General features: G+C 44.3%; 21 protein-coding genes. 12 read left to right on the top strand and 9 right to left on the bottom strand.

Annotation, left to right across the window (positions count from 1 at the left end; all coding sequences use genetic code 11):
* Positions 1 to 133: 133 nt before the first annotated feature.
* The 3 genes from DACET_RS14265 to groES form a co-directional block, all read right to left on the bottom strand.
* Complete coding sequence (locus tag DACET_RS14265) at positions 134 to 1,114, bottom strand: virulence RhuM family protein/type II toxin-antitoxin system death-on-curing family toxin (RefSeq protein WP_013012063.1); 981 nt, start codon at positions 1,112 to 1,114, stop codon at positions 134 to 136.
* A gap of 362 nt (positions 1,115 to 1,476) precedes the next feature.
* Complete coding sequence (gene groL, locus DACET_RS14270; RefSeq protein WP_013012064.1) at positions 1,477 to 3,123, bottom strand: chaperonin GroEL; 1,647 nt, start codon at positions 3,121 to 3,123, stop codon at positions 1,477 to 1,479.
* A 49-nt stretch (positions 3,124 to 3,172) separates the two neighbouring features.
* On the bottom strand, positions 3,173 to 3,466 hold the full coding sequence (gene groES, locus DACET_RS14275) for a co-chaperone GroES (protein WP_013012065.1): 294 nt from the start codon (positions 3,464 to 3,466) through the stop codon (positions 3,173 to 3,175).
* A 280-nt stretch (positions 3,467 to 3,746) separates the two neighbouring features.
* On the opposite strand from groES, the gene DACET_RS14280 reads away from it, so the two are divergent.
* The 7 genes from DACET_RS14280 to DACET_RS14310 all read left to right on the top strand — a co-directional run bounded on the left by DACET_RS14280 (position 3,747) and on the right by DACET_RS14310 (position 10,277).
* Complete coding sequence (locus DACET_RS14280) at positions 3,747 to 4,502, top strand: SIR2 family NAD-dependent protein deacylase (RefSeq protein ID WP_244392534.1); 756 nt, start codon at positions 3,747 to 3,749, stop codon at positions 4,500 to 4,502.
* The gene (locus tag DACET_RS14285) at positions 4,484 to 4,999 is read left to right on the top strand and encodes an HIT family protein (RefSeq protein WP_013012067.1); all 516 of its coding nucleotides are present in this window, start codon (positions 4,484 to 4,486) and stop codon (positions 4,997 to 4,999) included. Before DACET_RS14280 ends, DACET_RS14285 begins: the two co-directional genes overlap by 19 nt.
* Positions 4,996 to 5,307, top strand: a complete 312-nt coding sequence (locus tag DACET_RS14290; protein WP_013012068.1) for a LapA family protein — start codon at positions 4,996 to 4,998, stop codon at positions 5,305 to 5,307. The genes DACET_RS14285 and DACET_RS14290 overlap by 4 nt, the downstream gene beginning before the upstream one ends.
* A complete protein-coding gene (locus DACET_RS14295) occupies positions 5,304 to 6,293 on the top strand; it encodes a tetratricopeptide repeat protein (RefSeq protein ID WP_013012069.1) in 990 nt (329 codons plus the stop codon). The genes DACET_RS14290 and DACET_RS14295 overlap by 4 nt, the downstream gene beginning before the upstream one ends.
* Before the next feature lie 92 nt (positions 6,294 to 6,385).
* Complete coding sequence (gene mutS, locus DACET_RS14300) at positions 6,386 to 8,950, top strand: DNA mismatch repair protein MutS (RefSeq protein ID WP_013012070.1); 2,565 nt, start codon at positions 6,386 to 6,388, stop codon at positions 8,948 to 8,950.
* Positions 8,947 to 9,513: a hypothetical protein gene (locus tag DACET_RS14305; protein ID WP_013012071.1), complete on the top strand. Its 567-nt coding sequence runs from the start codon at positions 8,947 to 8,949 to the stop codon at positions 9,511 to 9,513. Before mutS ends, DACET_RS14305 begins: the two co-directional genes overlap by 4 nt.
* A complete protein-coding gene (locus DACET_RS14310; RefSeq protein WP_013012072.1) occupies positions 9,510 to 10,277 on the top strand; it encodes an MBL fold metallo-hydrolase in 768 nt (255 codons plus the stop codon). The genes DACET_RS14305 and DACET_RS14310 overlap by 4 nt, the downstream gene beginning before the upstream one ends.
* Before the next feature lie 78 nt (positions 10,278 to 10,355).
* Here the strand turns inward: DACET_RS14310 and glmU are convergent, their stop codons facing one another.
* Genes glmU through mqnC form a run of 6 tightly spaced genes read right to left on the bottom strand, consistent with a single transcriptional unit; the run spans position 10,356 to position 20,065 of the window.
* The gene (gene glmU, locus DACET_RS14315; protein ID WP_013012073.1) at positions 10,356 to 11,711 is read right to left on the bottom strand and encodes a bifunctional UDP-N-acetylglucosamine diphosphorylase/glucosamine-1-phosphate N-acetyltransferase GlmU; all 1,356 of its coding nucleotides are present in this window, start codon (positions 11,709 to 11,711) and stop codon (positions 10,356 to 10,358) included.
* 19 nt (positions 11,712 to 11,730) lie between these two features.
* Positions 11,731 to 13,548 carry an N-acetylmuramoyl-L-alanine amidase gene (locus DACET_RS14320; protein ID WP_013012074.1) on the bottom strand — a complete coding sequence of 606 codons (1,818 nt, stop codon included), beginning with the start codon at positions 13,546 to 13,548 and terminating at the stop codon, positions 11,731 to 11,733.
* On the bottom strand, positions 13,545 to 16,361 hold the full coding sequence (gene uvrA, locus DACET_RS14325) for an excinuclease ABC subunit UvrA (protein WP_013012075.1): 2,817 nt from the start codon (positions 16,359 to 16,361) through the stop codon (positions 13,545 to 13,547). Before uvrA ends, DACET_RS14320 begins: the two co-directional genes overlap by 4 nt.
* Positions 16,358 to 17,899 carry a flagellar assembly protein A gene (locus tag DACET_RS14330; protein ID WP_013012076.1) on the bottom strand — a complete coding sequence of 514 codons (1,542 nt, stop codon included), beginning with the start codon at positions 17,897 to 17,899 and terminating at the stop codon, positions 16,358 to 16,360. The genes uvrA and DACET_RS14330 overlap by 4 nt, the downstream gene beginning before the upstream one ends.
* Positions 17,871 to 19,040: a GAF domain-containing sensor histidine kinase gene (locus DACET_RS14335; protein ID WP_013012077.1), complete on the bottom strand. Its 1,170-nt coding sequence runs from the start codon at positions 19,038 to 19,040 to the stop codon at positions 17,871 to 17,873. The genes DACET_RS14330 and DACET_RS14335 overlap by 29 nt, the downstream gene beginning before the upstream one ends.
* Positions 19,037 to 20,065, bottom strand: a complete 1,029-nt coding sequence (mqnC, locus tag DACET_RS14340; RefSeq protein WP_013012078.1) for a cyclic dehypoxanthinyl futalosine synthase — start codon at positions 20,063 to 20,065, stop codon at positions 19,037 to 19,039. The genes DACET_RS14335 and mqnC overlap by 4 nt, the downstream gene beginning before the upstream one ends.
* A gap of 118 nt (positions 20,066 to 20,183) precedes the next feature.
* Here mqnC and fliR point away from each other — a divergent pair, with 118 nt between their 5' ends.
* Genes fliR through DACET_RS14365 form a run of 5 tightly spaced genes read left to right on the top strand, consistent with a single transcriptional unit; the run spans position 20,184 to position 26,179 of the window.
* Positions 20,184 to 20,957 (top strand): flagellar biosynthetic protein FliR, encoded by a 774-nt coding sequence (fliR, locus tag DACET_RS14345; protein ID WP_013012079.1) that lies wholly within the window; start codon positions 20,184 to 20,186, stop codon positions 20,955 to 20,957.
* Positions 20,958 to 22,016 carry a flagellar biosynthesis protein FlhB gene (gene flhB / locus DACET_RS14350; RefSeq protein WP_013012080.1) on the top strand — a complete coding sequence of 353 codons (1,059 nt, stop codon included), beginning with the start codon at positions 20,958 to 20,960 and terminating at the stop codon, positions 22,014 to 22,016. It begins immediately after the preceding gene.
* 40 nt (positions 22,017 to 22,056) lie between these two features.
* Positions 22,057 to 24,147, top strand: a complete 2,091-nt coding sequence (flhA, locus tag DACET_RS14355; protein ID WP_013012081.1) for a flagellar biosynthesis protein FlhA — start codon at positions 22,057 to 22,059, stop codon at positions 24,145 to 24,147.
* Positions 24,144 to 25,331 (top strand): flagellar biosynthesis GTPase FlhF, encoded by a 1,188-nt coding sequence (gene flhF / locus DACET_RS14360; RefSeq protein WP_013012082.1) that lies wholly within the window; start codon positions 24,144 to 24,146, stop codon positions 25,329 to 25,331. Before flhA ends, flhF begins: the two co-directional genes overlap by 4 nt.
* On the top strand, positions 25,328 to 26,179 hold the full coding sequence (locus DACET_RS14365) for a MinD/ParA family protein (protein ID WP_013012083.1): 852 nt from the start codon (positions 25,328 to 25,330) through the stop codon (positions 26,177 to 26,179). Before flhF ends, DACET_RS14365 begins: the two co-directional genes overlap by 4 nt.
* The last annotated feature ends 14 nt before the right edge of the window (positions 26,180 to 26,193 follow it).

Raw genomic sequence — 26,193 nt, forward strand, 5'->3', positions numbered from 1 at the left:
TATTCCATAATCTCAGAATGCCTCCACCCGATACTACTCCCATACAGAGGAAACCCTTGAAGGAAATTCACCTTTACGCTCCAGACTCCAGATAATTGTGCTTGAGAGGCCTGATTACTCCTGTCGCTCTTTTTCATTTCTTTGCACGATTAAGGATACTGACAATCAGTCGCTTAACTGTAGCTGATTCGTCAGATTTACTTGTTGCGATAAACAACGTCAATGCGGCTAACGCCTCATTACTTATAATTTGCTCTCCACTTTCAGACAGTAATTCGTGATTCTTATTGAGAAAGTAAACAAAACACGCTGCTGCAATACGCTTGTTGCCATCGACAAAAGAATGATTCTTCACAATAAAATAGAGCAGATTCGCCGCCTTTTCCTCCATTGATGGATACATATCCACTCCGTCAAAAGTCTGTGCAATTTGGCCGATAGAACTGGTAAAACTATCGTCTTTAGGTTTCGCAAACACATCGCTCTCAAAACCGGAATACATTTCCCTAATAATTTGCAGATAATCATCTTCCTGTGGATAGATAACTTCTTTTAGCGTATTGCCTTTGCAGTCCAATGTTTCATGATCATAATCATCCAAAAGAGTGAGCCCGTTGGCAAATATGGACAAGAGATTTTCATTATCATTATCCATTCTGTCTTCTATAGCTCTACCCAGAATACGGATACCGGTTTTCAGATATTCAACCTCCTGCTGCTTCTGAGCCAAACGCTGTTCGTTGATTGCATACCCCTGCACCAGATAATCTCTCAATCTTTGAGTTGCCCATTGGCGAAATTGAACACCTTGTTGCGACTTTACCCGATAACCTATTGAAATAATAACATCCAAATTATAATACTCAACTGTCTTAGATTGCGTTTTTCCCGCTATTGCTCCGTGCTGAGTGGTGTGTGCAAAATCTGCACATACCACATTTTTATCCAATTCATCTTCTTTGAAAATATTATTGATGTGGCGAGAGATAACTGTTCTATCGCGTCCAAATAGATCAGACAACTGTTCCCGATTGAGCCAGACTGTATTATCATCAAACTGCACTCTGATTTCAGATGTATCACCGGATTTATAAATCTCTACTTTATTATTCATAAACTTCGTTTCTCCTTGCATAAACTCCAACTGAATTTCGAGCACCGTTTTTACAAATATGTATATTCGCAATTAATTATTATATCACCTTTGCGCTCCATCCACTAAATAGTTACACCCTCAAGATGCCTGTCAGTTACTGAAGCTCTTGTGCACGTATAATCCTATCTGGCAAATCATTGCGACTGGATCGCAGAAGTCCATCCATCTCTTTTACGATACTCATTCACACCTAACAAATGATACGATTCACAGGGACGTAACGAAACAGCTTGAAAAACTCAAACAGAAAAAGCCCGCAAACCAAAGGCTTACGGGCTTCATGAAACGTATTAGACTTTATTAAACGGGGAACAGGATGATTACATCATGCCGCCCATTCCACCCATGCCGCCCATTCCGCCCATATCAGGCATTCCGCCGGCACCTTTTTCATCTTTAACATCAGTAATGATAGCCTCTGTTGTAATCATGAGGCTTGCAACTGATGCTGCGTTCTGAAGAGCGCTTCTTGTTACTTTTGTAGGGTCGATGATACCAGCTTCGAGCATATCAACATACTCTTCTGAGTAAGCGTTGAAACCGAAAGTATCTTTATCTGCTTTTTCTATCTCATTAACAACGATAGAGGCTTCGAACCCTGCATTAGAAACGATCTGACGCAGTGGGTATGTGAGAGCTTTTTTAACAAGCTCAACACCGATCTGCTGGTCTTCACTGAGTTTAACATCTGCAAGGGCAGAAAGAGCACGAACGAGAGCGACACCGCCCCCAGGAACGATCCCTTCTTCAACAGCAGCTTTTGTAGCTGAAAGAGCATCTTCAACTCTTGCTTTTTTCTCTTTCATTTCTGTTTCTGTTGTAGCGCCGACTTTGATAACAGCAACACCGCCGGAAAGCTTAGCAAGTCTTTCCTGAAGTTTTTCTCTGTCATAGTCGCTTGCAGTATCTTCAGCTTGTTTTTTGATCATGTTGACTCTTGCCTGAATGTCTTCAACATTGCCTGCACCTTCAACTATTGTAGTGTTTTCTTTATCCACAACAATCTTCTTAGCACGTCCGAGGTCAGCAAGTGTAACAGTATTGATGTTCATTCCTGTCTCTTCGGAAACAACAGTACCGCCAGTGAGAACAGCAAGGTCTTTCAGCATCTCTTTTCTTCTGTCGCCAAAGCCCGGAGCTTTAACAGCACAACAGTTAAGAGTACCGCGAAGTTTGTTTACAACGAGAGTAGCGAGAGCTTCGCCTTCGATGTCTTCTGCGATGATTATAAAAGGAGCATTTTCCTTAGCGAGCTGTTCAAGAACAGGAAGGATGTCCTTCATGTTTGACACTTTGCTTTCTAGCATAAGGATGTATGGATTTTCGAGAACTGCTTCCATGCTGTCAGGATTAGTTACGAAGTATGGAGAGAGGTAGCCTCTGTCGAACTGCATACCTTCCACAACGTCAAGTACAGTCTCTGTGGATTTATTTTCTTCGATGGTGATAACGCCGTCTTTACCGACTTTGTCCATTGCATCAGCGATGATATCGCCGATTTCCTGATCGTTATTAGCGGAGATTGCTCCAACCTGGCTGATCTCTTTTTTATCCTGAATAGGCTGAGACATAGTAGCGAGCCTAGCAACAACAGCTTCAACAGCTTTGTCGATACCTCTTTTGATTTCCATAGGTTTTGCGCCTGCTACAACGTTTTTAATACCTTCACGGTAGATAGCCTGAGCAAGAACTGTCGCAGTTGTTGTACCGTCCCCTGCCACATCGTTGGTTTTGGAAGCAACTTCCTTAACCATCTGAGCTCCTATGTTTTCAAGTGCATCTTCAAGTTCGATCTCTTTTGCAACTGTAACGCCGTCTTTAGTGATAAGAGGTGAGCCGAATTTTTTCTCTATAACAACATTACGCCCTTTTGGTCCGAGTGTAACTTTAACAGCATTAGCAAGCTGATCCACACCTCTGAGGATAGCCTGTCTTGCGTCTTCGCTAAAAGTGATCTGTTTAGCCATTTTCATCTCTCCTATATTTCTATTATTTGTTTGTTAATTAAAAACTCAATTACGCTTCGATGATACCGAGGATGTCATCTTCTCTCATGATGAGGTATTCCTCGCCGTCAAACTTAACTTCTGTACCTGCATATTTTGCAAAAAGAACTTTATCGCCGGGTTTAACAGTCGGCTCAACTCTTGTGCCGTTGTCAAATACTTTCCCCTGTCCTACAGCGATAATTTCGCCTTCGAATGGTTTTTCTTTTGCGCTGTCAGGGATGATGATACCTGAAGCAGTCTTCTCTTCTGACTCGAAACGCTTAACAATGATTCTGTCCTGTAAAGGTTTGATAGATGCCATTGTCTTTCCTCCTAGTACTTGTTTATTTCATTTTATTAATTGTCATCCTGAGCTATAAGCGAAGGATCCAAAACCCCAGCCAAACTGTAGACAATTGATTCTTCCCTGTGTTCAGTATGACTTTTTCACTGGTTTTAAGTTTATTAGCACTCGTAAGCGTTGAGTGCTAACAGTGTTATTATATATCTATTCAGAGGGGAAAAATCAAGATTTTTTTTACGATCACCCTCACAGAAGTTAATAGTATTTATAGATCAATGTTCCTATGCTATATATGAACATGGACAATGTAAGAAAACTCGCACGGCTCATAGCCGACAATCCGTATAATGTATTTTTCACAGGGGCAGGGGCAAGCACTGAAAGCGGTATACCTGACTACCGCTCCGAGGGCTCCGGTCTGTGGAACAGAATAGACTCGTCAAAACTGATCAGCCTGAAGGGCTTCCTTGAAAACCCGAAAGGATTTTATGAAGTTTTCTCCGGTGGTCTCTTTGCACCATTCGCACACGCAGAACCAAACGTTGCTCATATGTTCATAGCAATGCTGGAAGAACAAAAAGCCTCTAAAGCTGTCATAACACAGAACATAGACGGACTGCACAGAAAAGCCGGTTCCTTTAACATATGCGAGCTGCACGGTTCAATGGAAACCTCATCCTGCATAATCTGTGGAAAGTCTTTCTCCACAGCCGAAGTGTTTGATAAATTTATGCTGGACGGGGCTACACCGGAATGCACATGCGGAAACATAGTAAAGCCAGACATTGTTTTTTTCGGCGAATCCTTACCAAAAGATGTCCTTGAAGAGTCATTCGAGCTTGCAGCAGGGTGCACTCTGATGATCGTTGCAGGGTCATCACTCGAGGTTATGCCGGCGAATCTGCTTCCGAAATACGCAAAAGATCACGGTGCTCTGCTGGTTATTATAAATAAGACAGAAACGCCGCTGGACTATACGGCTGATATTGTGATAAATAAAGGAATCGGAGAAGTATTTACGGAGTTAAACAACATATGGAAGACAGCGGAGTAAAAAGGCTATGGGCACCATGGCGCATGTCATATATATCAGGGATAGGCAAAAGTGACGAATGTGTCTTCTGCCACAATCCCGCACAGGACCCATCAAAAGACAAAGAAAACCTCATCCTCTACAGAGGCAGACATAACTTTATCATAATGAATCTTTACCCTTATAATAACGGACACCTCATGGTTGTTCCATACAAGCACACAGGAGACCTCTGCGACCTTAATGATGACGAAATGCTGGAGCTTATGCAGCTCTCACAGCTTACTCTGCGTGTTTTTAAAAAGGTTTTCAGCCCCGAGGGATTTAATACAGGATTCAACATAGGAAAGGCGGCCGGAGCAGGGATACGTCAGCACATACACTTTCATGTTCTGCCCAGATGGACAGGCGATACAAACTTTATGCCCGTATTAGGGGAGACAAGAGTTATTTCAGAGCATATATTTGATACATACGATACACTGAAAGAGGCATTTGATCTGGAGGCAGGAAAATGAAAATTATCAGCGGAATAATAAAAATCGCAGCGACACTCGCTATTGTTGTCTTCGCGATACTTAATACCAATCCAATGCAGGTTTATTACTTTTTCAACAAAGAGGCTGTTCAGCTGCCGGCTTTTATAGTTATTCTGGCTGCAATGCTTTTCGGGGTGCTCCTCACAGGGATACTCTATTCGCTGGATAGATTTAAACTGAAAAGGCAAATGGGAACCCTGAAGAAGCAGATTAAAAAACAGGAAGAAGAGCTTGTCAGGCTCCGTAACATCCCTTTTGAAGCCTCAGAAAAAAGAGAAAACGCTTGAAGTACAGCATCGACTTTATCAAAGGACTTTCTGCCATTACCGAGGGGGACTACCAGAGAGCATCTGCCCACCTTAAAAATGCCGCTCTTGAACACAGCGACCGGATAGAGGCATACTTTGCCGCCGGACTCGTCTTCCGCAAAAATAAACAATACGACCGCGCAACATATGTTCTGGAGAGTATACTCCGCAGTGCAGACATAGACTCAAGCACAAAAAGAGCTCTCACCGTTGAACTTGGACGGGTGATGTTTGAAGCGGGAAATTATACTATCGCCCATTCACTTCTGGAAATGTCCACTGACAGAGAAGGTGTGCTGCTAAGAGCAAAAACTCTGCGTAAATTAGGCAAATATGAAGAAGCAGCAAACACATATAAAATGCTCGCGAAAAGCGAAAAGATAAATCTGGACAACGAAACAGGCTACTGCTATTTCCGCTGCGCCTCTGAAACAGAAGGCTCAAAGCAAAACAAATACCTTAAAACTGCACTTAAGTACATACCGAAATCAAGATGTGTGAGCATGATGCAGATTGACAACCTGCTTATGGTTGCCAAACCCTCAAAAGCTTTAATAGAAATAGATAAATTCATCAACTCAGAACTTCCGGCATCCGAGAATGACATGACAAAATTTCAGTCTGTTTTTTACGACACAGGGCGGACAGAAGAACTCATGCGGATAGTAATGAAACGTATAGCAGAGGGCGCCAGAAATCCTTTTCTCTATGGCTATGCTGTATCAAGGCTTCTGCACAGTGAAAACCAAGCTAAAGCGCAGGAACTTATCAACAGCTATATAGAAAATTACGGATTCAACAATAACATCGCCCGTGCATCCCTCACAATCACTCCGAACAGCCTCCTTGAAAGCTATCTTGAAGGTGCGGACTATTACAGATGCTCTGCCTGTTCTGCAAGTACAAAGACATACAGCGATGCCTGCCCAAACTGTCAGGGCTTTGAAACTTTAAAACCAATATAAAGAGAACAGCCAACTGCAAGCCTCAGGCGGGAGCAGAAGATCATTTCTTCATTCATGCCCAATTGCAGGTGCTTATAAAATAAAGGACGAACATGACCAAACCTGAGAAAATTACCCCGATGATGCAGCAGTTTTTCGATGTGAAGGAGAAATATCCCGACACCATCGTATTCTTTCGCATGGGGGATTTTTATGAAATGTTCGGTGATGACGCTGTCGAAACATCTAAGATTCTGGGCATAGCGCTCACCAGCCGCGATAAAAACAAAGATAACGGTATGCCCATGTGCGGCGTACCCCATCACAGCTATCAGCAATACCTTATAAAGATGCTTAAGGCAGGAAAGAATGTCGCAATATGCGATCAGCTTGAAGACCCTGCACAGGCGAAAGGGATAGTCAAAAGAGGCGTCACAAAAGTGCACACACCCGGCACTGTGATAGACGATGCGGCACTCCCCGCAACTGACAATAACTACCTTGCAACAGTATATAAAGCTGAAAAAATCTATATAGCCTTTACAGACCTGTCCACCGGAGAGGTCTATCTTGAGAAGTGCGGTGCAAACTATGCCGGAGACACTATAGCACGCTACAATCCGAAAGAGATTATAACGAGCTTTAACTCAGGAATCGAAGGGGCATTTGAATTCGGCGGAAGCTTTTCAGAAACACTGGCATCCCGTGAGGTTATGGAGCATTACAGTGTGGGAGCTATGAAATCCCTCGGGCTTGACGAAATAACCTTTGCAGCGCCCATATATATGGCTCTGAAATACATGCAGAGGGTCATGCTGGATGTAACCCTGCTTAAGCCGAAGCTCGTCACTGACGACGAGCGGGTGTATCTGGACAGTGTGGCGATATCAACACTGGAGCTGGTAAAAAACAGCCGTGACGGCTCAGAAAAAGACACCCTGTACAGCGTACTGAACCACACAAACACAACGATGGGCGCACGGACACTTAAGAAGTGGCTCCTAAGCCCCCTCCGCAACACTAACACTATTCTGCGCAGGCAGGAGATAATAGAGTTTTTCATAAATAACCAGACCACTGCGGACGCTCTTCGTGACCAGCTTGAGCGTGTTTACGACATAGAGCGTATCACAACAAGGCTTTCAGCAAACAGATGCAACGCCCGCGACCTTGTCTGGCTGAAAAATTCCACAGAAACATTTCCTACGATAAAATATATGCTCTCATCATGTGAGAACCCTCACATAGCAGACCTCACCGAAGAATTTGACGACCTTAACGACATCACAGTGCTTATAGAAAGCGCCATCGAAGACGAACCCCCCGTGACTATCACAGAGGGGGGACTCATCAAAAAGGGATTCAACCCGGAAGTGGACGAACTAAAAGACATCAAAGAGAACAGCCGTCAGATACTTCTGAAGATAGAATCCGAGCAGAGGGCTAAAACTGGTATCTCCAGCCTTAAAGTCAAATTCAACAAAGTTTTCGGATACTACATCGAGATATCAAAAGCATACCTTAACCGCGTACCGGAAGAGTACACACGCAAGCAGACCCTCGTTAATGCTGAACGTTTTATCATACCGGAGCTTAAAGAGCTTGAAGAAAAGATACTCCACGCTGATTCAAGACTCGTAAATCTGGAGTATGAAATATTCAGCGAAATCCGCCGGCAGGTTTCCGAAAGCGCTGCACGACTGCGCTCATCCGCTGCCACCATTTCGGAGCTGGACTGCCTGCTGTCACTGGCGAAAACTGCCGTACAGAACGACTACAGAAAACCTCTCGTAGGCGACTTTGACGATATAAAAATAACAGAAGGACGCCACCCCGTTGTTGAAAAAAATATAAATTCCGCATACGTTCCCAACGACATAGAGATGGACATCAACAGAAACAAACTAACTATCATCACAGGGCCAAACATGGCTGGTAAGTCCACTTATCTCCGCATGTGTGCACTCATAACACTCATGGCTCATATTGGTTCTTACGTCCCTGCATCAGAAGCAGAGATTGGAATTGTCGACAGGATCTTCACCCGTGTAGGAGCAAGCGACAATCTGGCAGGCGGAGAATCAACTTTCATGGTAGAGATGGTAGAGGCTGCGAACATACTGAACAACGCAACAGATAAGTCGTTAATAATACTAGACGAACTCGGGCGAGGCACATCCACCTTTGACGGTGTTTCCATAGCATGGTCTGTGGCGGAATACATAGCAGACCACATAAACGCAAAAACACTCTTTGCGACACATTATCATGAACTGACCGACATAAGTCTCACCACACAGGGCGTAAGAAACTGCGCCACAGAGGTTGTGGAACACGAAGGAGAGCTTATATTTATGCGCAAGGTTCGCCCTGGCACAGCAGACAAAAGCTACGGCATACATGTTGCAGAGCTTGCCGGACTGCCTAAGGAAGTTATAACCCGTGCAAACGACATACTGCGCAATCTTGAAAAGAACGAACTCTCCCCTCAGGGGATAGCGAATACACCAAAGAAAGAGAAGAAACAGAAAAGCCACGAAAGGGGAGTTGTTCAGACAATGCTAGTCTTCGATGACCACCCTGTTCTGGACGAACTGAAGGCTCTGGATGTTGACGCATTGACACCGCTTCAGGCTCTTAATCTGCTTTCCGAACTGAAAAAGAGGGCAAACAAATGAACCCGCTCATAAGCTACATGACCCATAAACCATTTTTCGGGATGTGCTTTATCTTTCAGACAATACCTTTCTGGGTTCCTCTCATCGGCATCATTTTCGGTTCTGACCCTGTTTTAATGATACTTTCGCTTCTGCTGATTGTTTTTGCAAAGGCATATATAGATTCTGAGATAACTTTTACAAACCCTGTCGGGCAGATGTTTTCATATCTTGTTAAAGTTCCGCTCATAAGTTTTTCTAAATTCACGCTGGCGGCTCTTGTTCTGTCAGTTCTCCTCTATTACGGAATGAATGGCGCCCCCATAGACAGAGGGGTAGCAGCCGTTCTTGTTATATTCACTTTAAAAGTGATTTACTTCCGCCCTGCAAAATCCGGCTTCTGGAATGTGCGGGGGCTGACAATATATAAACTAATCGGTTTTTCAGGAAAACTCCTGTCTGCTTTTCTGTGGCTGTCTTTTTTTATGGTTGATGTGAGCATTCCTGAAAAAATAATAATATGCCTGACAGCTATGCTTGTTTCTGCATTAACTTTTTTCAAAACCAACGAGGGACTGATTTGAGCCTTAAATTCAGCTGTGTCTCATCCGGCAGTTCAGGCAACTGCTACTTTATCGAAAACGGAAAGCACGTTGTATTTGTGGATGTGGGCATCCCACTGAAAACCATCAAAGCTAATGTTGACATAGACCGTTTTGCAGGTAAGCAGATACACCTCTTCATTACCCATGAACATCATGACCATGTGGCGGGACTCAAACCCTTTCTGAACAAGTTCAGCCCAAGCGTATACCTCAGCGAAGGGACAGCACAGGCAATTTCCGCCAAAGGGATAGACGTTTCTCAGTTTTATATATTAAACGGATTTGTAGAATACGAGCTAGAAGGGTTCACTGTACACCCTTTCAACATCAGCCACGACAGCGCAGAGCCTCTCGGCTTCCGTTTCAGCTTCGGGGAGAAGGTGGTCACATTCGCCACAGACCTGGGAACGGTTCCTAAGGATACTGAATACTTTCTCTGCTGCAGCGACCTGCTGGTGCTGGAGTCTAACTACGAGCCTGAAATGCTCGCCAAAGGACCTTACTCGAAATATCTTCAGGCAAGAATCGCCTCCCACAAAGGGCACCTTTCAAACAGAGACGCACTGAAACTTGTCGGATCCATATGCGACACCGGAGTAGGGCGCATTTTTCTGGCGCATGTGAGTGACGAAAACAACTGTTATGACCTGCTGGAGAAGTATGCCGGCTTCTGCATTACCAACTATAAAGTTCAGACAGAAGTTCTCCGCCGTGAAACCCCTCTCATTGATATAGACATTTAACCACACTAGTTCTGTCTGGCTGTATTCTTCAGTCGAGTTTTATATATTTGCAGAAGCAACTGTTTCCTGTTGAAAAGGCTACTTCTTTCTCTTTTGTTTCCATCTGCTGACCCAGCCTTCCAGATTTTTCTGGCTGGCACGGGTGATGCCGAGAGCATCCGCAGGAACATCTTTTGTAATGGTGGAACCAGCCGCTATGAGTGCGCCTTCGCCGACAGTTACAGGAGCCACAAGCTGAACATCACTCCCGACAAAGACTCCGTCACCGATTACTGTTTTATATTTACTGATACCATCATAATTGCATGTAATGGTTCCGCAGCCGATATTAACATCTTTGCCTATTTCAGCATCACCCAGATAGGTAAGGTGACTCGCCTTTGAGCCTATGCCCATCTCTGCTTTTTTGGTCTCTACAAAATTCCCTATCTTATTTTTCCCTTTCAGCACTGTTCCCGGACGAAGCTGTGCCATAGGACCTATCGCAGATTTTGCACCGACATAGCTGTCAGTTATCAGGCAGTTGTCTTTAATTTCGCAGTTTTCGCCTATTTCGCTGTTCTTTATCCTGCATCCGGGATAGACAACAGCACCCTTGCGGATGACAGTACCTTTCTGAAGGAAGACATTAGGATATATAACAGCATCAGCCTCTATAACAACATCGTCATCGCAGTAAAACACAGACGGGTCAATCAGTGAAACACCATTTGCCATATGCTCTTCCGCTCTTTTCTGCCAGAGCAGCTTTGACGCATTTGCCAGATGGGCTCTGTTGTTTACACCGATAAACTCATTCTCATCCTTGGCAAGATAGGCTGACGCACCCTCTGCAACTATATCTGTAAGGTAATACTCGCCCTGCGCATTGTTGCTGTCTATATTTTTCAGCCTTTCGAGAAGCACTCCGCTGTCACACAGGTATATACCGGTGTTCACCTCGTTTATTCGTTTCTCTTCATCTGATGCATCTTTCTCTTCAACTATCTTAAGAACACTGTCGTCCAGACCTCTCACAACACGTCCGTAACCCTCAGGTTTTTTCACCTTCACACTTATGAAAGAGACATCTTTATCTGCTGATTCTTCTATGAATTTATTTAGAGTTTCTGATTGTATAAGGGGCATATCCCCGCAGAGGATGAGTACTTTCCCGTCAAATCTCTCGACCTCCGCAGCGGCTGCCATAACAGCGTCCCCTGTCCCCCGCTGGGTTTCCTGAAGGCTGAAGTTAACTTCCCCGCCAAGGTGGTCACGCACAAGCTCTGCACCATTGCCTATCACAACATTTATCTCTGATGCGGAAACGCCTTTCGCAGCGTCCACGACATAATCTATCATAGGTTTACCCGCCGCCTCGAAAAGCACTTTTGGCAGGTCAGATTTCATTCTTGTCCCCTTGCCCGCAGCAAGGATAAGAGCCATAATCTTCATAAAGTTCTCCAGGAGTTTCTTATTCGCCGTTGAATATTTTAAGATATGAGCTGATACCGTTAAAAACACCTTCTGCTATCTGCTTGCGGTATCTTTTAGTTTTCAGCATGTTCGCTTCATTTTTATTTGAGACAAAGCCGGCCTCCACCAGAACTGCGGGCATCTTAGCACCCACCAGCACATAAAAAGGAGCCTGCTTAACACCCAGGTCGTAGCGGCTTGTTTTGTATAAATTCTTATGCATTGCCTTCTGCACGAAGGACGCAAGCTGAAGCGATTCTTCAAGCTTGGAGTTCAGCATTATGTCTTTCAGAATGCCCTGAAGGTCAGACATGGATTTTTGTGTTGTCTGGTTCTCCAGTGCAGCAACAGCAAGTGCTTTCTTGTCATTTGTAACGTTCAGTACATATGTTTCAACACCACGGGCTTTTTTATTAGGCGCAGCGTTGACATGCACAGAGATGAAAAGGTCTGCTTTCTTTCTGTTGGCGAAGGCAGTCCGTGCCTCCAGAGGTATAAAAACGTCAGTATTTCTTGTCATATAGACATCTATATCTTTGTATCTCTTCTTTATCATGTCGTAGAGCTCTTTGCCGACATCCAGAACAACATCCTTCTCTTTTATGCCGTAGTAGCTGGCTCCCGGATCTTTCCCGCCATGCCCCGGGTCGATGACGATTGTTTTGATCTTAAGCCCGAAGACACTCGCAAGAGTTCCACTCCCTTCACCATTGGCGATAACTTTTGTACCGGAAGGAACTTTTTTTGTTGAAGAGACATAAGTTGACGAAGCAGTGGTCTTTTTATCCAGAGGGTTACCGCTGACATCTATAACAATCCTATCAGGGTTAGACATAGCAAACACTGTAAAATCTTTTACATTGTCGCTGTCGAGAACAACGCGTGCCACGCCAGGTCTGTTATACCCCCAGCGGAGCGAGTCAAGGAGCCCGTCTTTGATGTTGATATCCTTCGGAATCTCACTGGACATAACAGCGTCTTCGATATCCAGAAAAAGTCTGGGCGGTTTATTGAACTGCGGGTTAGCTTTCAGCCAGTGTTTCTCAAATTTCGTCTGACCGGAGAGGTCAAGGACTACTCTGGTATAATCTTCTGTAGAAAAGTACCGGACTCTGTTCACCACAACCTTGCCGGCGGGGACAGCAGACGATGCGTTTTCACTTCCGTAGGCAACCTCTTTATTCTTCGCCGTAGCGGCAGATTCTGCTGCTGTATCATCTGATTTGTCATCATCCGGATTTTCTTTGTCAGTCAGGACAGAATTAACGACTGGCGGTTCAGGCTTGGCAGCAGTGGAGGCTGTTTCAATTTTCGGGTTGTCTGCGTATAGGCTTTTTCTGAATTTCTTTTCTATACCAGCAAGCTTCCCCTCTGCTGTCTTTGCATCTTCGGTATTAGGAAACCTGCTTATAAGCTTTTTCAGCATATACCTCGCCGAGGGATAGTCTTTCTGCTCCTCATAAAGATTCGCCGATTCTATGTACGCAAGGGATGCAAGCCTTGTCTGATAGTTTGATGCCAGCAGTTTGAAATTTTTCAGAGCATTCAGAAGGTCTGCCCTCTGCTTATAACGAACATAGCTTCTGTGGTATGTGCGTGCGGTATAATAGAGAGAATCATCAGCCAGCTTACCGCTTGGGTCTTTGGCGTAGATACTGTGAAATTTGTCAGCGACTATGTGATATGATTTTCTGGTTACTTTGCTTGAATGCTCGATATAGTCCAGATCCTTTTTGGCGGACTGGTACTCTTCAATGCCGGCAAATGCTGCCGTTGCAGTCAATATCAGCATTATAGCAAGAATCAGTTTCTTCATGTAACAAGTTTACCCTTTAAGTATTTTCCTGTGTAGGAGGCCTTACACTTAGCGCAATCCTCCGGTGTTCCCTCGAAAACAATCTCGCCGCCACCTTCGCCCCCTTCCGGACCGAGGTCTATGATATGGTCGGCACATTTTATAACATCAAGGTTATGTTCTATGATGATGACAGTATTTCCGCTGTCTGTCAGACGTGCGAAAATTTTCACCAGCTTGTTTATATCATCAAAATGAAGTCCTGTCGTGGGTTCATCAAAAATATATAAAGTTTTTCCTGTGGGGCGTTTCATCAGCTCTTTTGCGAGCTTAACACGCTGGGCTTCCCCTCCGGAAAGAGTTGTCGCAGGCTGACCGAGCTTTATATATCCAAGCCCTACATCCTTCAGAACCGCAAGCTTATTCTTTAATTTCGGAATATTTTCGAAAAACTCAAATCCCTGATTAACTGTCATGTCCATAACGTCTGCAATATTCTGCCCTTTATAGCGTATATCAAGGGTGTCGCGATTATATCTTTTTCCATGACAGGCATCACATTTAACATACATATCCGGCAGAAAGTGCATCTCTATCTTAATGTATCCTTCCCCCTGACAAGTCTCACACCGTCCGCCCTTTGGTCCTTTCACGTTAAAGCTGAAACGGCTTATTTTGTATCCGCGAACTTTTGCATCCTGCGTCATTGCAAAAATTTCACGGATGTCTGTAAAAACTCCGGTATATGTTGAAGGGTTGGAACGAGGTGTGCGCCCTATGGGCGACTGGTCAATATCTATAACTTTATCAAGCTGCTCAACACCTGTCAGGTCTCTGAAAGCACCGCTTCTTGCGTTATTCCTGAGCAGTTTTTTCTTCAGTGCAACCTGAAGTGTATCCATGATAAGAGTTGATTTACCCGAGCCTGAAACACCTGTCACGCATATATTTAAACCGAGAGGTATTTTCACGCTTATATCTTTCAGGTTGTTCTCTGTTGCCCCTGCGAGCTCTATACATCTGCCGTCAGGTTTTCTCCTCTCTGCCGACATCTCTATAGCTTTTCTCCCCGACAGGTATTGACCTGTGAGAGACCCTTCGCAGTGTTTCAGCTCTTCCGGATGTCCGGTAAAAACCACTTCACCGCCCTTTCGTCCGGCACCCGGTCCCATATCAACCACAAAGTCAGATGCGTATATAGTATCTTCGTCATGTTCTACAACTATCAGCGAATTGCCTATGTCCCGCAGGTTTTTCAGTGTGGCTATGAGCATATCGTTATCACGCTGATGAAGACCGATGCTCGGCTCATCCAGAACATAAAGGACATCGGTAAGCCCTGAACCTATCTGTGTAGCCAGGCGTATCCTCTGGGCTTCGCCGCCGGAAAGTGTTGACGCCTTCCGTTCCAGAGTGATATAGCTCAAACCAACATCGTTAAGGAATTTCAGCCTACGTTTTATCTCATTAATGATCTTAGCTGCGACATCTTTTATAAACCCGTCAAATGTCACACCTTCGAAAAATTCCAAGACTTCACGAACATTCATAGCAGAAATCTCTGCAATATTTTTACCACCGACAAAAACGGACAGGCTTGTGCGTTTCAGTCTGGCTCCGTCACATGAAGGGCAATTCTGAGCAGACATATATTTTTTAGCAAAGTCTCTGTCTGTCTGTGTTCCGGTGTAAAGCTTCTCTTTCAGAAGTCCGAAAACACCGTTGAACTTCTTATCGTAAAAAACTTTCTTCTCCCCTTTAAAGGTGAACATTTTGATCGGTTCGTCCAGCCCCTCGAGGAGAATCTTTTTATGCTTTTCAGTGAGGTCTCTGTATGGTTTGTTCATATCAATGCCGAACTGCTCTGAGAGAGCAACCAGCGTATTATAAAAATGGAAGTTATCAAACTGCTGCCACGGCTCTATGGCACCTTCACGGACACTTATTTCATCGTTAGGGACTATCGCTTCCGTGTCAAAAACCTGTTTTTCGCCAAGCCCCTCACACTCGGGACATGCACCAAAAGGGTTGTTGAACGAAAAACTTCTCGGCTCAATCTCTTCTATGCTTATATCGCAGTCAGGGCAGGTAAATTTTTGTGAATACAGGTCTCTGCGGTCATCTGTCATAACCTCAACAAGCCCTTCTCCAAGCCCAAGAGCTGTTTCAACAGAATCAGTAAGCCTTCTGTTGACGCTCTCTTTTATCTTTATCCTGTCGATAACAACAGAGATACTGTGCTTAACCTGTTTATCCAGCTCAATCGGTTCTTCAAGTCTGCGCACCTCTCCATCTATAACAGCACGGACATAACCGTCTTTAAGGAGTTTTTCGAATAGTTTTTTGTATTCGCCCTTTTTGCCCCTGACAACAGGAGCCATAATTTCAACTTTTGCATCTTCACCAAAAGCAAGCACCCTGTCTACTATTTGCTGAACAGAATAACTCTGGACAAGCTTTCCGCAGACCGGACAGTGCACAGCACCCGCACGGGCGAAGAGAAGCCGCATATAGTCATAGATTTCTGTGATCGTTCCGACTGTGGATCGTGGGTTCCTGCTGATTGATTTCTGCTCTATGCTTATGGCAGGTGAGAGGTACTCAATAGAATCCACATCAGGCTTTTCCATCATCTCTAGAAACTGCCGCGCATAGGCGGAGAGAGACTCGACGTAGCGTCTCTGCCCTTCAGCATAGAGGGTATCAAAAGCTAATGTGGACTTACCAGATCCGGACACACCTGTTATGACTACAAGCTTGTTCTTGGGTATTTTAAGATCGATATTTTTAAGGTTGTGCTGTCTGGCACCTTTGATAATTATATGGTCATTCATTCTTGCCAGTCTTGGTCTTCCAATGAAACATGTGCGATTTGCTGATATTTATCTTCAAAGTAGTATACGACATTTTTCTGGTTTTCCCTAATATTCAGTTTTTCTCTATATATCTGGACATCCAGACCGCCGTAAAGTTCTTTTGCCACTTTAAGTTTCGGTCTCGGATGATGTGCATCCTTTATAAGTGTTTTCATCTGTGCGTCAACATCTGTGATTTTAGCGTCTATCTGCTTTCTCATAGTAATCAACTGCCGGACTTTTGGGTTAGTAAGCACTTCTTTGCTTTTTAAATTAACACTGCCGAGGAATTCGTCAATCTTTGCTTTGTTTTCTTCGTATTTAATTTTTGTTCTTTTCAGTGCTTCAAGCTCATCTGCAAAATAAAATTTAGTTCCTATGTTTATAAGAAAGCGTGAATTTCCACTTGTCCCCGCCTGATTGATGCGTACCTCTTCAAAGGCAACTACTGTCCCGCCTGCAATGACTCCAGGGTCTTTTATCGCCTCCAGAATCCCTCCGGTTTTCAGGTTAGAGTGATAGGAATATTTCTGTATCTCTATGTTCCCTCTCGCCTCTATGTTTGCACCTTCGGCATAGCCGACAGAGACATCGCCTTTTGCCTTGATAATGCCTTTGTTATCACCTTTTACGCCGAGCTTAATGACAATATTTCCGCCTGCTTCCAGATATGCATCCTGACACAAGCCATCTATATATATATCTTTTTCCGCTTTTACGCTGAAATCACTAAGCACATCGTTATTAATATGGACACTGCCGTTAAATACTATATTCCCCGTGCTGTAGTCAACATTTCCCCTGACGATATATATCGGAGAAACCTCAAGCGTATTCCTGACAAAGGTGACACACCCGTCTGTCGTAGCATAAAATTCTGAATCATCATTCTCTGCACGCACCCCTTCGCCAACCTGAATCTCTATATCAATACCCGGGTCAGGCGAAATCTCCTGATTGCGCACACTCAGTCCTCTTACTCCTGCGGTTGCAGGTTTTTTAGTAAGGAGCAAGTCCCCTTCGTTAACTATTCGTATATTATCTATGTTTTTGTAATCGACACGCCCGCTGCGTAATATCTTTGGTTTGTTTTTTATAGGATCAAAATTAAGAAGTATCTGAGAATTCTTTCCATGAATAGGTTCAACACCCTCAGCCACTATAATATTCTCTGATATACCGCCTTCGTTACAGAGTTTTACAGCGTTATCTATAACATCCCTGTGGATATTCACTGTGATATGCTCATGTTTCAGAAGCTCTATGATATAGTCAGCATTAAGCGGAGCACCGTTATTGATTGCCGGATAGACATTTACCATAGCCCTGAGACCATCATCTGAAATGAAAAGCTCGGCATCAGCATCAGCATTTTTGTCTGCTATAATCTTAATAACAATACGGCCGGCATCGTCTCTTGAAAATGCAAACTCATTCAGATGCAGTCCGTAATTACTCATTAAAAATTTAGCAAGCTCTGACTCGCCTTTACTTGTGTAGTTCTTTAAAAGATTCATAATTGTATGGTATCCTTACAGTAAATTCTGTGTATAAGCCCTCTGCAGAATCTACTTCTATAGTACCGTTATGAGCCTCAACAATCATCTGGACAATAGCGAGCCCAAGCCCTGTGCCTTTATGCTTGCCCGATGAGAAAAATGGCTGAAAGAGCTTTGCCAGATGCTCTTTCGGTACGCCTTTGCCAGTATCACGCACCCTGAATACGCAAAAATCGCTATCTTGTTCAGCAGTCAGTCTGACCTTTCCGGAACACCCCAGTGCATCTATCGCATTAGAGACCAGATTAAAGATAACTCTGAAAATCTTGCCCCTGTCCACTTTCATGGTGAGATCATCCAAAGCAGTAACTTCTACAACTATGTCCGTATCTTTAGTCATGATGTTAGCATGCTTAGCTATTTCTGTAAACAGTTCAGAAATTCTGAAAGTTTCAATGTTAATTGTCACACGCTGTCGGGAAAAATCAAGTAGATCCAGAGTCAGCCCGTGGATACGCTTAACCTCGGAATGGATCGCATCTATGTACTCCCGCATCTCAGGATTCAGCCCTTCTTCCATATCCATAAGCTCAAGATAGGACTGCACAATATTCAGAAGATTTTTAATATCGTGGGCAATAGAGGAGTTCAGCATACCCACCACACGCAGATTTTCACTTTTGCGCATGTCTCTGTATATGTTGAAACGCTCAACGCCAAGAGCACACTGAGAGGCTATATATCTGGCTACTTTTACATCTGTTTCGTTAAAATAATCCCCTTCTTTATCCGTAAGATTTAACACACCGAGAACCTTGTCGCTCTTTTTCAGAGGAACAGACATAAATGACGAGGCCTCATAGCCCATCTCTTTGCAGGTTCCCTCAGTGTGATTAACCATAACCTCGACACCTGTTTTAGCAACTTTCCCTGCGATACCTTCGCCGAGACGCAGGCTGACGTCAGAATATTCCACATCAAACCCTGCATGTGCATACATCTTCAGCACATCATCTTCGATAAGCATCAGAGATATCCGTTTAACGTCCAGATACTCCTTCGCTATGTTAATAATTGCCGGCAGGAGATTATGAATCTCAAACATACTGTTCATTTTTTCGGAGATTTCTACAAGAACCTCCAGAAAGTCATTTTTCAATCAAGATACCTCAGAATATTGTATTCCATATCCCTCTGAGCAGGTCTGAAACCGGCTCTGTCTATGGTGTTTTTTATCTCGTCCACACTCATGCGAAAGCTTGCCCCGCAAGCAGCCACAACGTTTTCCTCTATCATCAGTGAACCAAAATCGTTCCCTCCGAAATAAAGGGCAGTCTGCCCGGTCTTCGGTCCCTGTGTAACCCATGATACCTGAATATTAGGTACATTATCAAGGTAAAGACGGCTTATAGCGAGAACACGCAGGTATTCAACTGCTGTAACATGCCCTCCGCCCAGCTCCGTGTTGTCAGGTTGAAAAGGCCACGGAATAAAAGCAGTAAAACCGCCTGAGCTGTCCTGCTGTTTTCGTATTCTGTCCAGATGCTCTATTATCTTTTCCGGTCCGTCCTCTTTCTTAAACATCATAGTAGCTGTCGTCTTCATACCCAGCTTATGCGCTGTATCCATCACAGCCAGCCACTTATCCACAGATATCTTGTTGGGGCTTATCTTTTTGCGCTCCTCGTCTATGAGTATCTCTGCTCCTGCACCGGGAATACTGTCCAGCCCGGCAGCGGTCAGTCTTTTGATTGCCTGCTCAACGCTAAGTCCTGATAATTTAGCTATGTGATGCACCTCCGGAGCAGAAAAGCCGTGCACCCACACACCCAGCTCTTTCATAAAGCGAAGCATATCTTCATAAAATTCTATGGGCAAGTCAGGGTGAAGCCCCCCCTGAAGCAATATCTGTGTACCGCCAAGGGCTTTTGTCTCTTCAATCTTCTGACGAAGAGTATCTTTGTCCATCACATATGCATCTTTATCATCAACACTTCTGTAAAATGCGCAGAAAGAGCATTTACAGGTGCATATATTTGAATAGTTAATATTTCTGTCGATAACGAATGTCACCACACCTTCCGGATGCAGTTCTTTCCTTGCTTCGTCCGCCAGCCTGCCTAATTCCAGCAAGTCAGCGTCTCTCAGCAGTGCTGCCCCTTCATCGAAACTGAGTCTTTTCACTTTGCTACTCCGTTAATTTCTGAGATTTAAAGTCCATTTTACATGTCATATGTACACAATGAAAGTTTTTTCTATTTAAACCCGTTGTAATTATCTCAAACAGGCAATAATATGTGTTATGTTTGAATTTCTCTACTACACAGACACATTTGTAAGCTTTTTGATGGCAGTTGCCCGCATCGGTGCGATACTTTTTACTGTTCCGGTCTTCGGAAGCAATGTCATAAAGCCTCAGATACGTTTTGTGCTGGCAATCCTGATTGCTATGGTCATCTTCCCCTCTTTGGAGGCTATGCCTTATGGAAACCTCCCCACCGGCATCATAATAGTAATGGTCTTCAAAGAGATACTTGTAGGAGTATGCATTGGTATTCTTTCTAATTTCCTTTTCATCGGAGCACAGCTTGGGGGGCAGATAGTTGGTCTGCAGATGGGATTCAGCGTTGTTAACGTTATGGATCCTCAGTCAAATACACAGCTTTCCATCATCTCGTCATTTCTTAACATAGGAATGCTCCTTTTCTTTATTGCGGTAGGCGGACATTACCTTGTTTTGGGTGCCATTGCCGAATCATTTCGGTCTATCCCCATAGGCGGAGCAGAGATCAACCCCATCGCATTTAACTACATAGCAAAGCTTTTTTCTTATATATTTCTGATAGCCATCAAAATTATGGCTCCTGCTATCATAACTCTCCTTATCTTCTCAACGGTGATAGGGGTTATAGGTAAACTTGCCCCCCAGATAAATCTGATGATAGTCGGCTTCCCTGCAAAGATAGCTATAGGTCTGATAATAATCGCACTCGGCATGAATTACTTCTTTATTGCTTTTGAAAAGATACTCCTTCGTTATTTCGAAGAAATCGCTAATGTTATAAGGTTTTTTTAAATGGCAGACGAACAGGAAAAGACGGAAGACCCTACGGGGAAGAAACTTACTGATGCTAAAAACGAAGGAAACGTTGCCAAAAGCCGTGAACTCCCTGCTGCTGTGACACTGCTTCTCGTTACCTTTTTCTTCTACTATTACGGTCCATACCTGATGCACGGTCTGGCAAGGCTCATACGTGAAATCTTTATGATGACCAACTACGAAATAAACACTCAGAGTGCGCACAAGATAATGCTCTTCAGTATTATAGAATCTGCAAAACTTCTCGCTCCTTTTATGGCTCTCGTGCTTGTTGTCGGTGTAGCCTCTAATGTCCTCCAGACAGGCTTTATGTTCACACCGAAAGCACTTTCCGCAAAACTTGAAAGGATCGACCCTATCAAAGGTTTCGGCAGATTCTTCTCAAAAAAGAGCTTAGTGGAACTTATGAAGTCACTCTTTAAAGTTTTTGTAGTCACATATGTAGCGTACCTGATAGTAAAAAAACATATAGTAACTATTATATCCATGGCTGATATGGACTTTTACGACATATTTTCAGTATTCGGAAAAATCGTGTATGAGATAATGTGGAAGGTCAGTCTGCTCGCCCTATTCATGGCTCTGGCAGATTTCATTTTTCAGAAATACCAGTTCAAGCAGGATCTGAAAATGAGCAAACATGAAGTAAAAGAGGAACGGAAACAGGCAGAAGGGGATCCCCACGTTAAAGGACGTATCCGCAGTATACAGAGGGAAATGGCGAGAAAGCGCATGATGGACGATGTACCAAAATCTGATGTCGTGGTCACAAACCCGACACATTTCGCTGTGGCGCTGAAGTATTCACCCGGAGAAGACAGAGCCCCCGTCGTTATGGCAAAGGGGCAACGTCTGATGGCTCTCCGTATCAAAGAGATAGCAAAACAGTCAGGCATTCTCGTTCATGAAGACCCGCCCATTGCACGCTCTCTTTTCAAAACGGTTGACATAGGTGATGAAATACCGGAAAATCTGTATAAGGCAGTGGCGGAAATTCTTGCACTTGTGGATAAATTTAAACGCCCCACCAGATAACCGAAGCAGAATCCAACGCTTGATTAGAGGTAGAATATAAATGGCGGAAGAGACCACAGGGATCAAAGGCTTTTTTCAACAAAATGACGTTATGTTCTCCATCTTTTTCATAGGCATTATTGTCGTTATGGTGCTTCCTCTGCCTGCATTTCTTCTGGATATACTACTTACGATGAGCATAGCTCTTGCTATTGTTATCCTCATGGTTGCCATACACTCTGACGACCCGCTTAATTTCTCAACATTTCCATCGGTGCTCCTTATTGTCACACTTTTCAGACTTTCTCTGAACGTGGCAACCACCAGGACAATCCTTCTGCACGGAGCCGAAGGGGAAGAAGCAGCAGGACAGGTTATACGTTCATTCGGTCAGTTTGTCGTCGGCGGTAACTACGTTGTAGGTATTATCATCTTCCTGATACTCGTGCTCATAAACTTTATGGTTATCACAAAAGGTTCCGGACGTATCGCAGAAGTGGCAGCAAGATTCACTCTGGACGCTATGCCCGGTAAACAGATGGCTATCGATGCCGACCTCAACACAGGTCTCATCACTGAAGACGAAGCAAAAGCAAAACGGGAGAAAATACAAAAGGAAGCTGATTACTACGGAGCTATGGACGGTGCCAGCAAATTTGTCCGCGGTGACGCCATAGCAGGCATCATAATAACAGCTATCAACATCCTCGGCGGTCTTCTCATTGGTGTTTTTCAGCATGATATGCCGGCTGGAGAATCGGCCGCACGCTTTACTATACTTACTATCGGTGACGGTCTGGTGTCACAGATTCCGTCACTTATAATATCAACATCGGCAGGTCTCATCGTTTCCCGTGCTGGAGGGTCTGCGGATCTTTCAGGACAGCTTTTCACACAGCTTTTCTCCAGTACGAAAGTCCTTGGGATAGCCGGGGCAATCCTTCTGTTTTTCGCCCTTGTGCCCGGTCTTCCGAAAATATCTTTCATCTCCATTGCAGCACTGATGTTTTACCTCGTTTACATCTCTAAGGGGAAAAAGAATGAGCTTGAAAAGAAAGAGAAGGAAGAAGCAACCAAAGAAAAAGAACATAAGGATGTGCCGGAAGAGGAAGAGGTTAAAAATCTCCTTGAAATGGATCTGATGGAGCTTGAAATCGGCTTCGGGCTGATACCTCTGGTAGACACAAATCAGGGGGGCACACTGCTGAGCAGGATCAAAGCGATAAGACGACAGATTGCGCTTGAGATGGGTTTTATCGTCCCTCCGGTTCGCATACGGGACAACCTGCAGCTTGACGCAAACGGCTACAGCGTCATGCTAAAAAGTGTGCGTGTGGCGACAGGAACTATCTTTCCGGAAAAATACCTTATAATGAACCCTGAAGGCGACATTACAAAAATAGACGGCATACCCACCAAAGAACCCGCTTTCGGGCTTGAAGCAAAATGGGTGGATGAGCCGGTCAAAGACATAGCCGAGATGGAAGGGTATACAATTGTTGACCCGTCAACCGTTATTGCGACTCATCTCACAGAGATCATAAAGAAAAATGCCCACGAACTACTCGGCAGACAGGAAACACAGGAACTACTCGATAAGCTGAAGGAAAAATACCCGAAACTGGTGGATGATGTTATACCAAGCATTCTCGACCTGGGTACTGTGAACCGGGTGCTCCAGTCACTGCTTAAAGAGAGGGTTTCCATAAGGAACCTTCAGACTGTTATGGAAGTTCTGGCAACTTTCGGTATGCAGAATAAAAATCCTGATTACCTCATAGAAAAAGTGAGACTGACCCTTAAACGTCAGATAACAGAAGCAATGACATCAGCGGACGGCAGCTTGTATGTTTTCACACTTCCGTCAAAAATAGAACAAATGCTGGCAAGCAGCCTGCAAAACACTGACGACGGACAGGAGATAGTTATTGACCCGACATTGGCGCAGAAGATACTCTCTGGTATAATGAAAAAAACAGAGGAATGCGTGTCAAAAGGACTGCCACCCCTTATGATAATATCGCCTCCGATAAGACTGCCAATGAGGCGGTTTGTTGAAAAATTTGTTCCAAATGTCAATATTATGTCACATAATGAGATTAGTGAATCCGTAAGGATAGAGAGTCTTGGAATGCTGGAGATCGATCTATGAGAATCAAAAAGTACGAAGTTTTTGATATGAAAGAGGCGATGAAGCTGATTAAAGAGGAGCTTGGCCCTGATGCCATGATACTCTCCTCCCGCAAGGTCGTTAAAAATAACAGCCTCGGTCTCTTCTCGCGCCCTATCATAGAGGTCACAGCCGCCGTGGAAGACGATGACCGTGTCAAAAAAGGTAAGAAGTCCGTTGGCGTCAACTATGACCCGGCAAAAGAGGGGAATAACAAAGAGCAGAGCGGAGATCTGGACAGGATAGCCGAACTCATTAATACTCTCGGGCTAAACAGATTTGACTGCCTCATAAATGACATAACCGAAATTAAAAAACAGATGATGGAGATGAAATCCAGCCTGAAAGAAAACATTATGGTAGACCTCACAGGCCACATAAGAGAGTTCTACAACCTTATGGTTAAAAACGGCGTGGATGAAATCATAGCTTATAAATTTCTGAAAAAGATAGAAAAAAGGGCATCCCACGGGCTTACACCCAACCAGATAAGAAACCTCGTGACTCAGCTTATGTCAGAGCTGATACCCGTTGAAAAGGATTATTTCTCTTCTATAAACAAAAAAGTTCTCGCCCTCGTGGGTCCCACAGGCGTGGGCAAGACAACGACTATAGCAAAGATTGCGGCAAACCTGAGCCTTAAGATGAATAAGTCAGTTGCGCTGATAACAGTGGATAACTTCCGTATAGGCGCAGTGGAGCAGCTCCGGACATACGCCGAGATAGTTGACATCCCTCTGCGTGTGGCGTCTACCCCGACAGAGCTTGAACGCATTATCTACGAATGCCGTGACTACGACTATGTTTTTGTAGACTCCATGGGGAGAAGCCAGTTTGACGACAGCCAGATTGGCGACCTGCTGAAGTTTATGGAAGTCAGTCCCCTTGTGAAGGTTGCTCTGGTTATGTCCATGAGCAGTAATCATCAGGAGATGGCGGACACTTACGACAGATATTCCAAACTTTTACCGGAGTATCTTATATTTACAAAACTCGATGAAACAAAATATTTTGGTCCTCTTGTCAATCTGCCGATAAAGAAGAAAACACCGTTAATGCTTCTGGCAGGTGGACAAAACGTACCAGATGATATGGAAGTTCCGGATGGCAAGAAGATTGCTGGTAAGATCCTCAAAGAGATACCGGCCTTGTGGAGTGATAAATGACAGATCAGGCTCACAGCCTGCGCAGAAAGGCTTGGGAACAGCACAGAAAGGCTACTTATATCTCTGTCTCGTCCGGTAAAGGCGGGGTGGGGAAAACGAATTTTGCGGTAAACCTTGCCTGTCTGCTCTCACAGCTTGGGAAAAAAGTTCTTGTGTTCGATGCCGATTTAGGGCTGGCAAATGTGGATATCCTGCTTAATATCAGTGTGTCCGCCTCCATCAGAAAATATCTGACCGGAGAGGTGGGACTTAATGATATAATAAAGAAGGATAACTATGGGGTGGACATCATCCCTGCCTCCAGCGGCTTTGTTGAGCTTTCCAGTCTGCCGGACGAAGAGCACGAAAAGCTGATTGATATCTTTGTACTGCTCGATTCGCAGTATGACTATATCCTGTTTGACACTGGTGCAGGTATCTCGGAAAACGTTATACGGTTCACGTCCATTGCTGATCTGGTTGTTGTTTTGACAGTTCCAGAGCCCACAGCCATTACGGATGCATACGCCTTTATGAAGGTTGTTCACTTTCAGTACGGTATAGAAAACATCCAGTTTGTGCTGAACAGGGTAGACGATGTTCAGGGAGTGAAGGGGATATTTGAAAGTATGAAAAATGTCGCTAGAAAATTCCTTAATGTCGAGCTGGAGTTCCTCGGATACCTACGGGAGGACAAAGCGCTTATAAAATCTGTCAAATCACAGAAGCCAGCATGTATCCTGACTCCGAACTGCCCTTACGTTAAAGACCTTCTGGCGATAGCAAGAAAGATCACAGGGCAGTCAAACGGCACAGCAGGGGATGAGAAGAAGAATTTTGTATCACTCCTGAAAGGGGTGTTCAAGTGAGCCGGCACGACAGG

This window comes from Denitrovibrio acetiphilus DSM 12809 (assembly GCF_000025725.1).
In the GTDB taxonomy this organism is placed as follows: domain Bacteria; phylum Chrysiogenota; class Deferribacteres; order Deferribacterales; family Geovibrionaceae; genus Denitrovibrio; species Denitrovibrio acetiphilus.

What these genes read in the sequence shown, in the direction of transcription:
- DACET_RS14285 (WP_013012067.1), top strand. Translation starts at nt 4,484, where the DNA reads ATGGAAGACAGCGGAGTAAAAAGGCTATGGGCACCATGGCGCATGTCA.
- DACET_RS14330 (WP_013012076.1), bottom strand. Translation starts at nt 17,899, where the DNA reads ATGAATCTTTTAAAGAACTACACAAGTAAAGGCGAGTCAGAGCTTGCT.
- flhA (WP_013012081.1), top strand. Translation starts at nt 22,057, where the DNA reads ATGGCGGAAGAGACCACAGGGATCAAAGGCTTTTTTCAACAAAATGAC.
- DACET_RS14290 (WP_013012068.1), top strand. Translation starts at nt 4,996, where the DNA reads ATGAAAATTATCAGCGGAATAATAAAAATCGCAGCGACACTCGCTATT.
- uvrA (WP_013012075.1), bottom strand. Translation starts at nt 16,361, where the DNA reads ATGAATGACCATATAATTATCAAAGGTGCCAGACAGCACAACCTTAAA.
- DACET_RS14280 (WP_244392534.1), top strand. Translation starts at nt 3,747, where the DNA reads ATGGACAATGTAAGAAAACTCGCACGGCTCATAGCCGACAATCCGTAT.
- glmU (WP_013012073.1), bottom strand. Translation starts at nt 11,711, where the DNA reads ATGAAGATTATGGCTCTTATCCTTGCTGCGGGCAAGGGGACAAGAATG.
- fliR (WP_013012079.1), top strand. Translation starts at nt 20,184, where the DNA reads ATGTTTGAATTTCTCTACTACACAGACACATTTGTAAGCTTTTTGATG.
- groES (WP_013012065.1), bottom strand. Translation starts at nt 3,466, where the DNA reads ATGGCATCTATCAAACCTTTACAGGACAGAATCATTGTTAAGCGTTTC.
- DACET_RS14320 (WP_013012074.1), bottom strand. Translation starts at nt 13,548, where the DNA reads ATGAAGAAACTGATTCTTGCTATAATGCTGATATTGACTGCAACGGCA.
- DACET_RS14365 (WP_013012083.1), top strand. Translation starts at nt 25,328, where the DNA reads ATGACAGATCAGGCTCACAGCCTGCGCAGAAAGGCTTGGGAACAGCAC.
- DACET_RS14265 (WP_013012063.1), bottom strand. Translation starts at nt 1,114, where the DNA reads ATGAATAATAAAGTAGAGATTTATAAATCCGGTGATACATCTGAAATC.
- mutS (WP_013012070.1), top strand. Translation starts at nt 6,386, where the DNA reads ATGACCAAACCTGAGAAAATTACCCCGATGATGCAGCAGTTTTTCGAT.
- DACET_RS14305 (WP_013012071.1), top strand. Translation starts at nt 8,947, where the DNA reads ATGAACCCGCTCATAAGCTACATGACCCATAAACCATTTTTCGGGATG.
- flhF (WP_013012082.1), top strand. Translation starts at nt 24,144, where the DNA reads ATGAGAATCAAAAAGTACGAAGTTTTTGATATGAAAGAGGCGATGAAG.
- groL (WP_013012064.1), bottom strand. Translation starts at nt 3,123, where the DNA reads ATGGCTAAACAGATCACTTTTAGCGAAGACGCAAGACAGGCTATCCTC.
- flhB (WP_013012080.1), top strand. Translation starts at nt 20,958, where the DNA reads ATGGCAGACGAACAGGAAAAGACGGAAGACCCTACGGGGAAGAAACTT.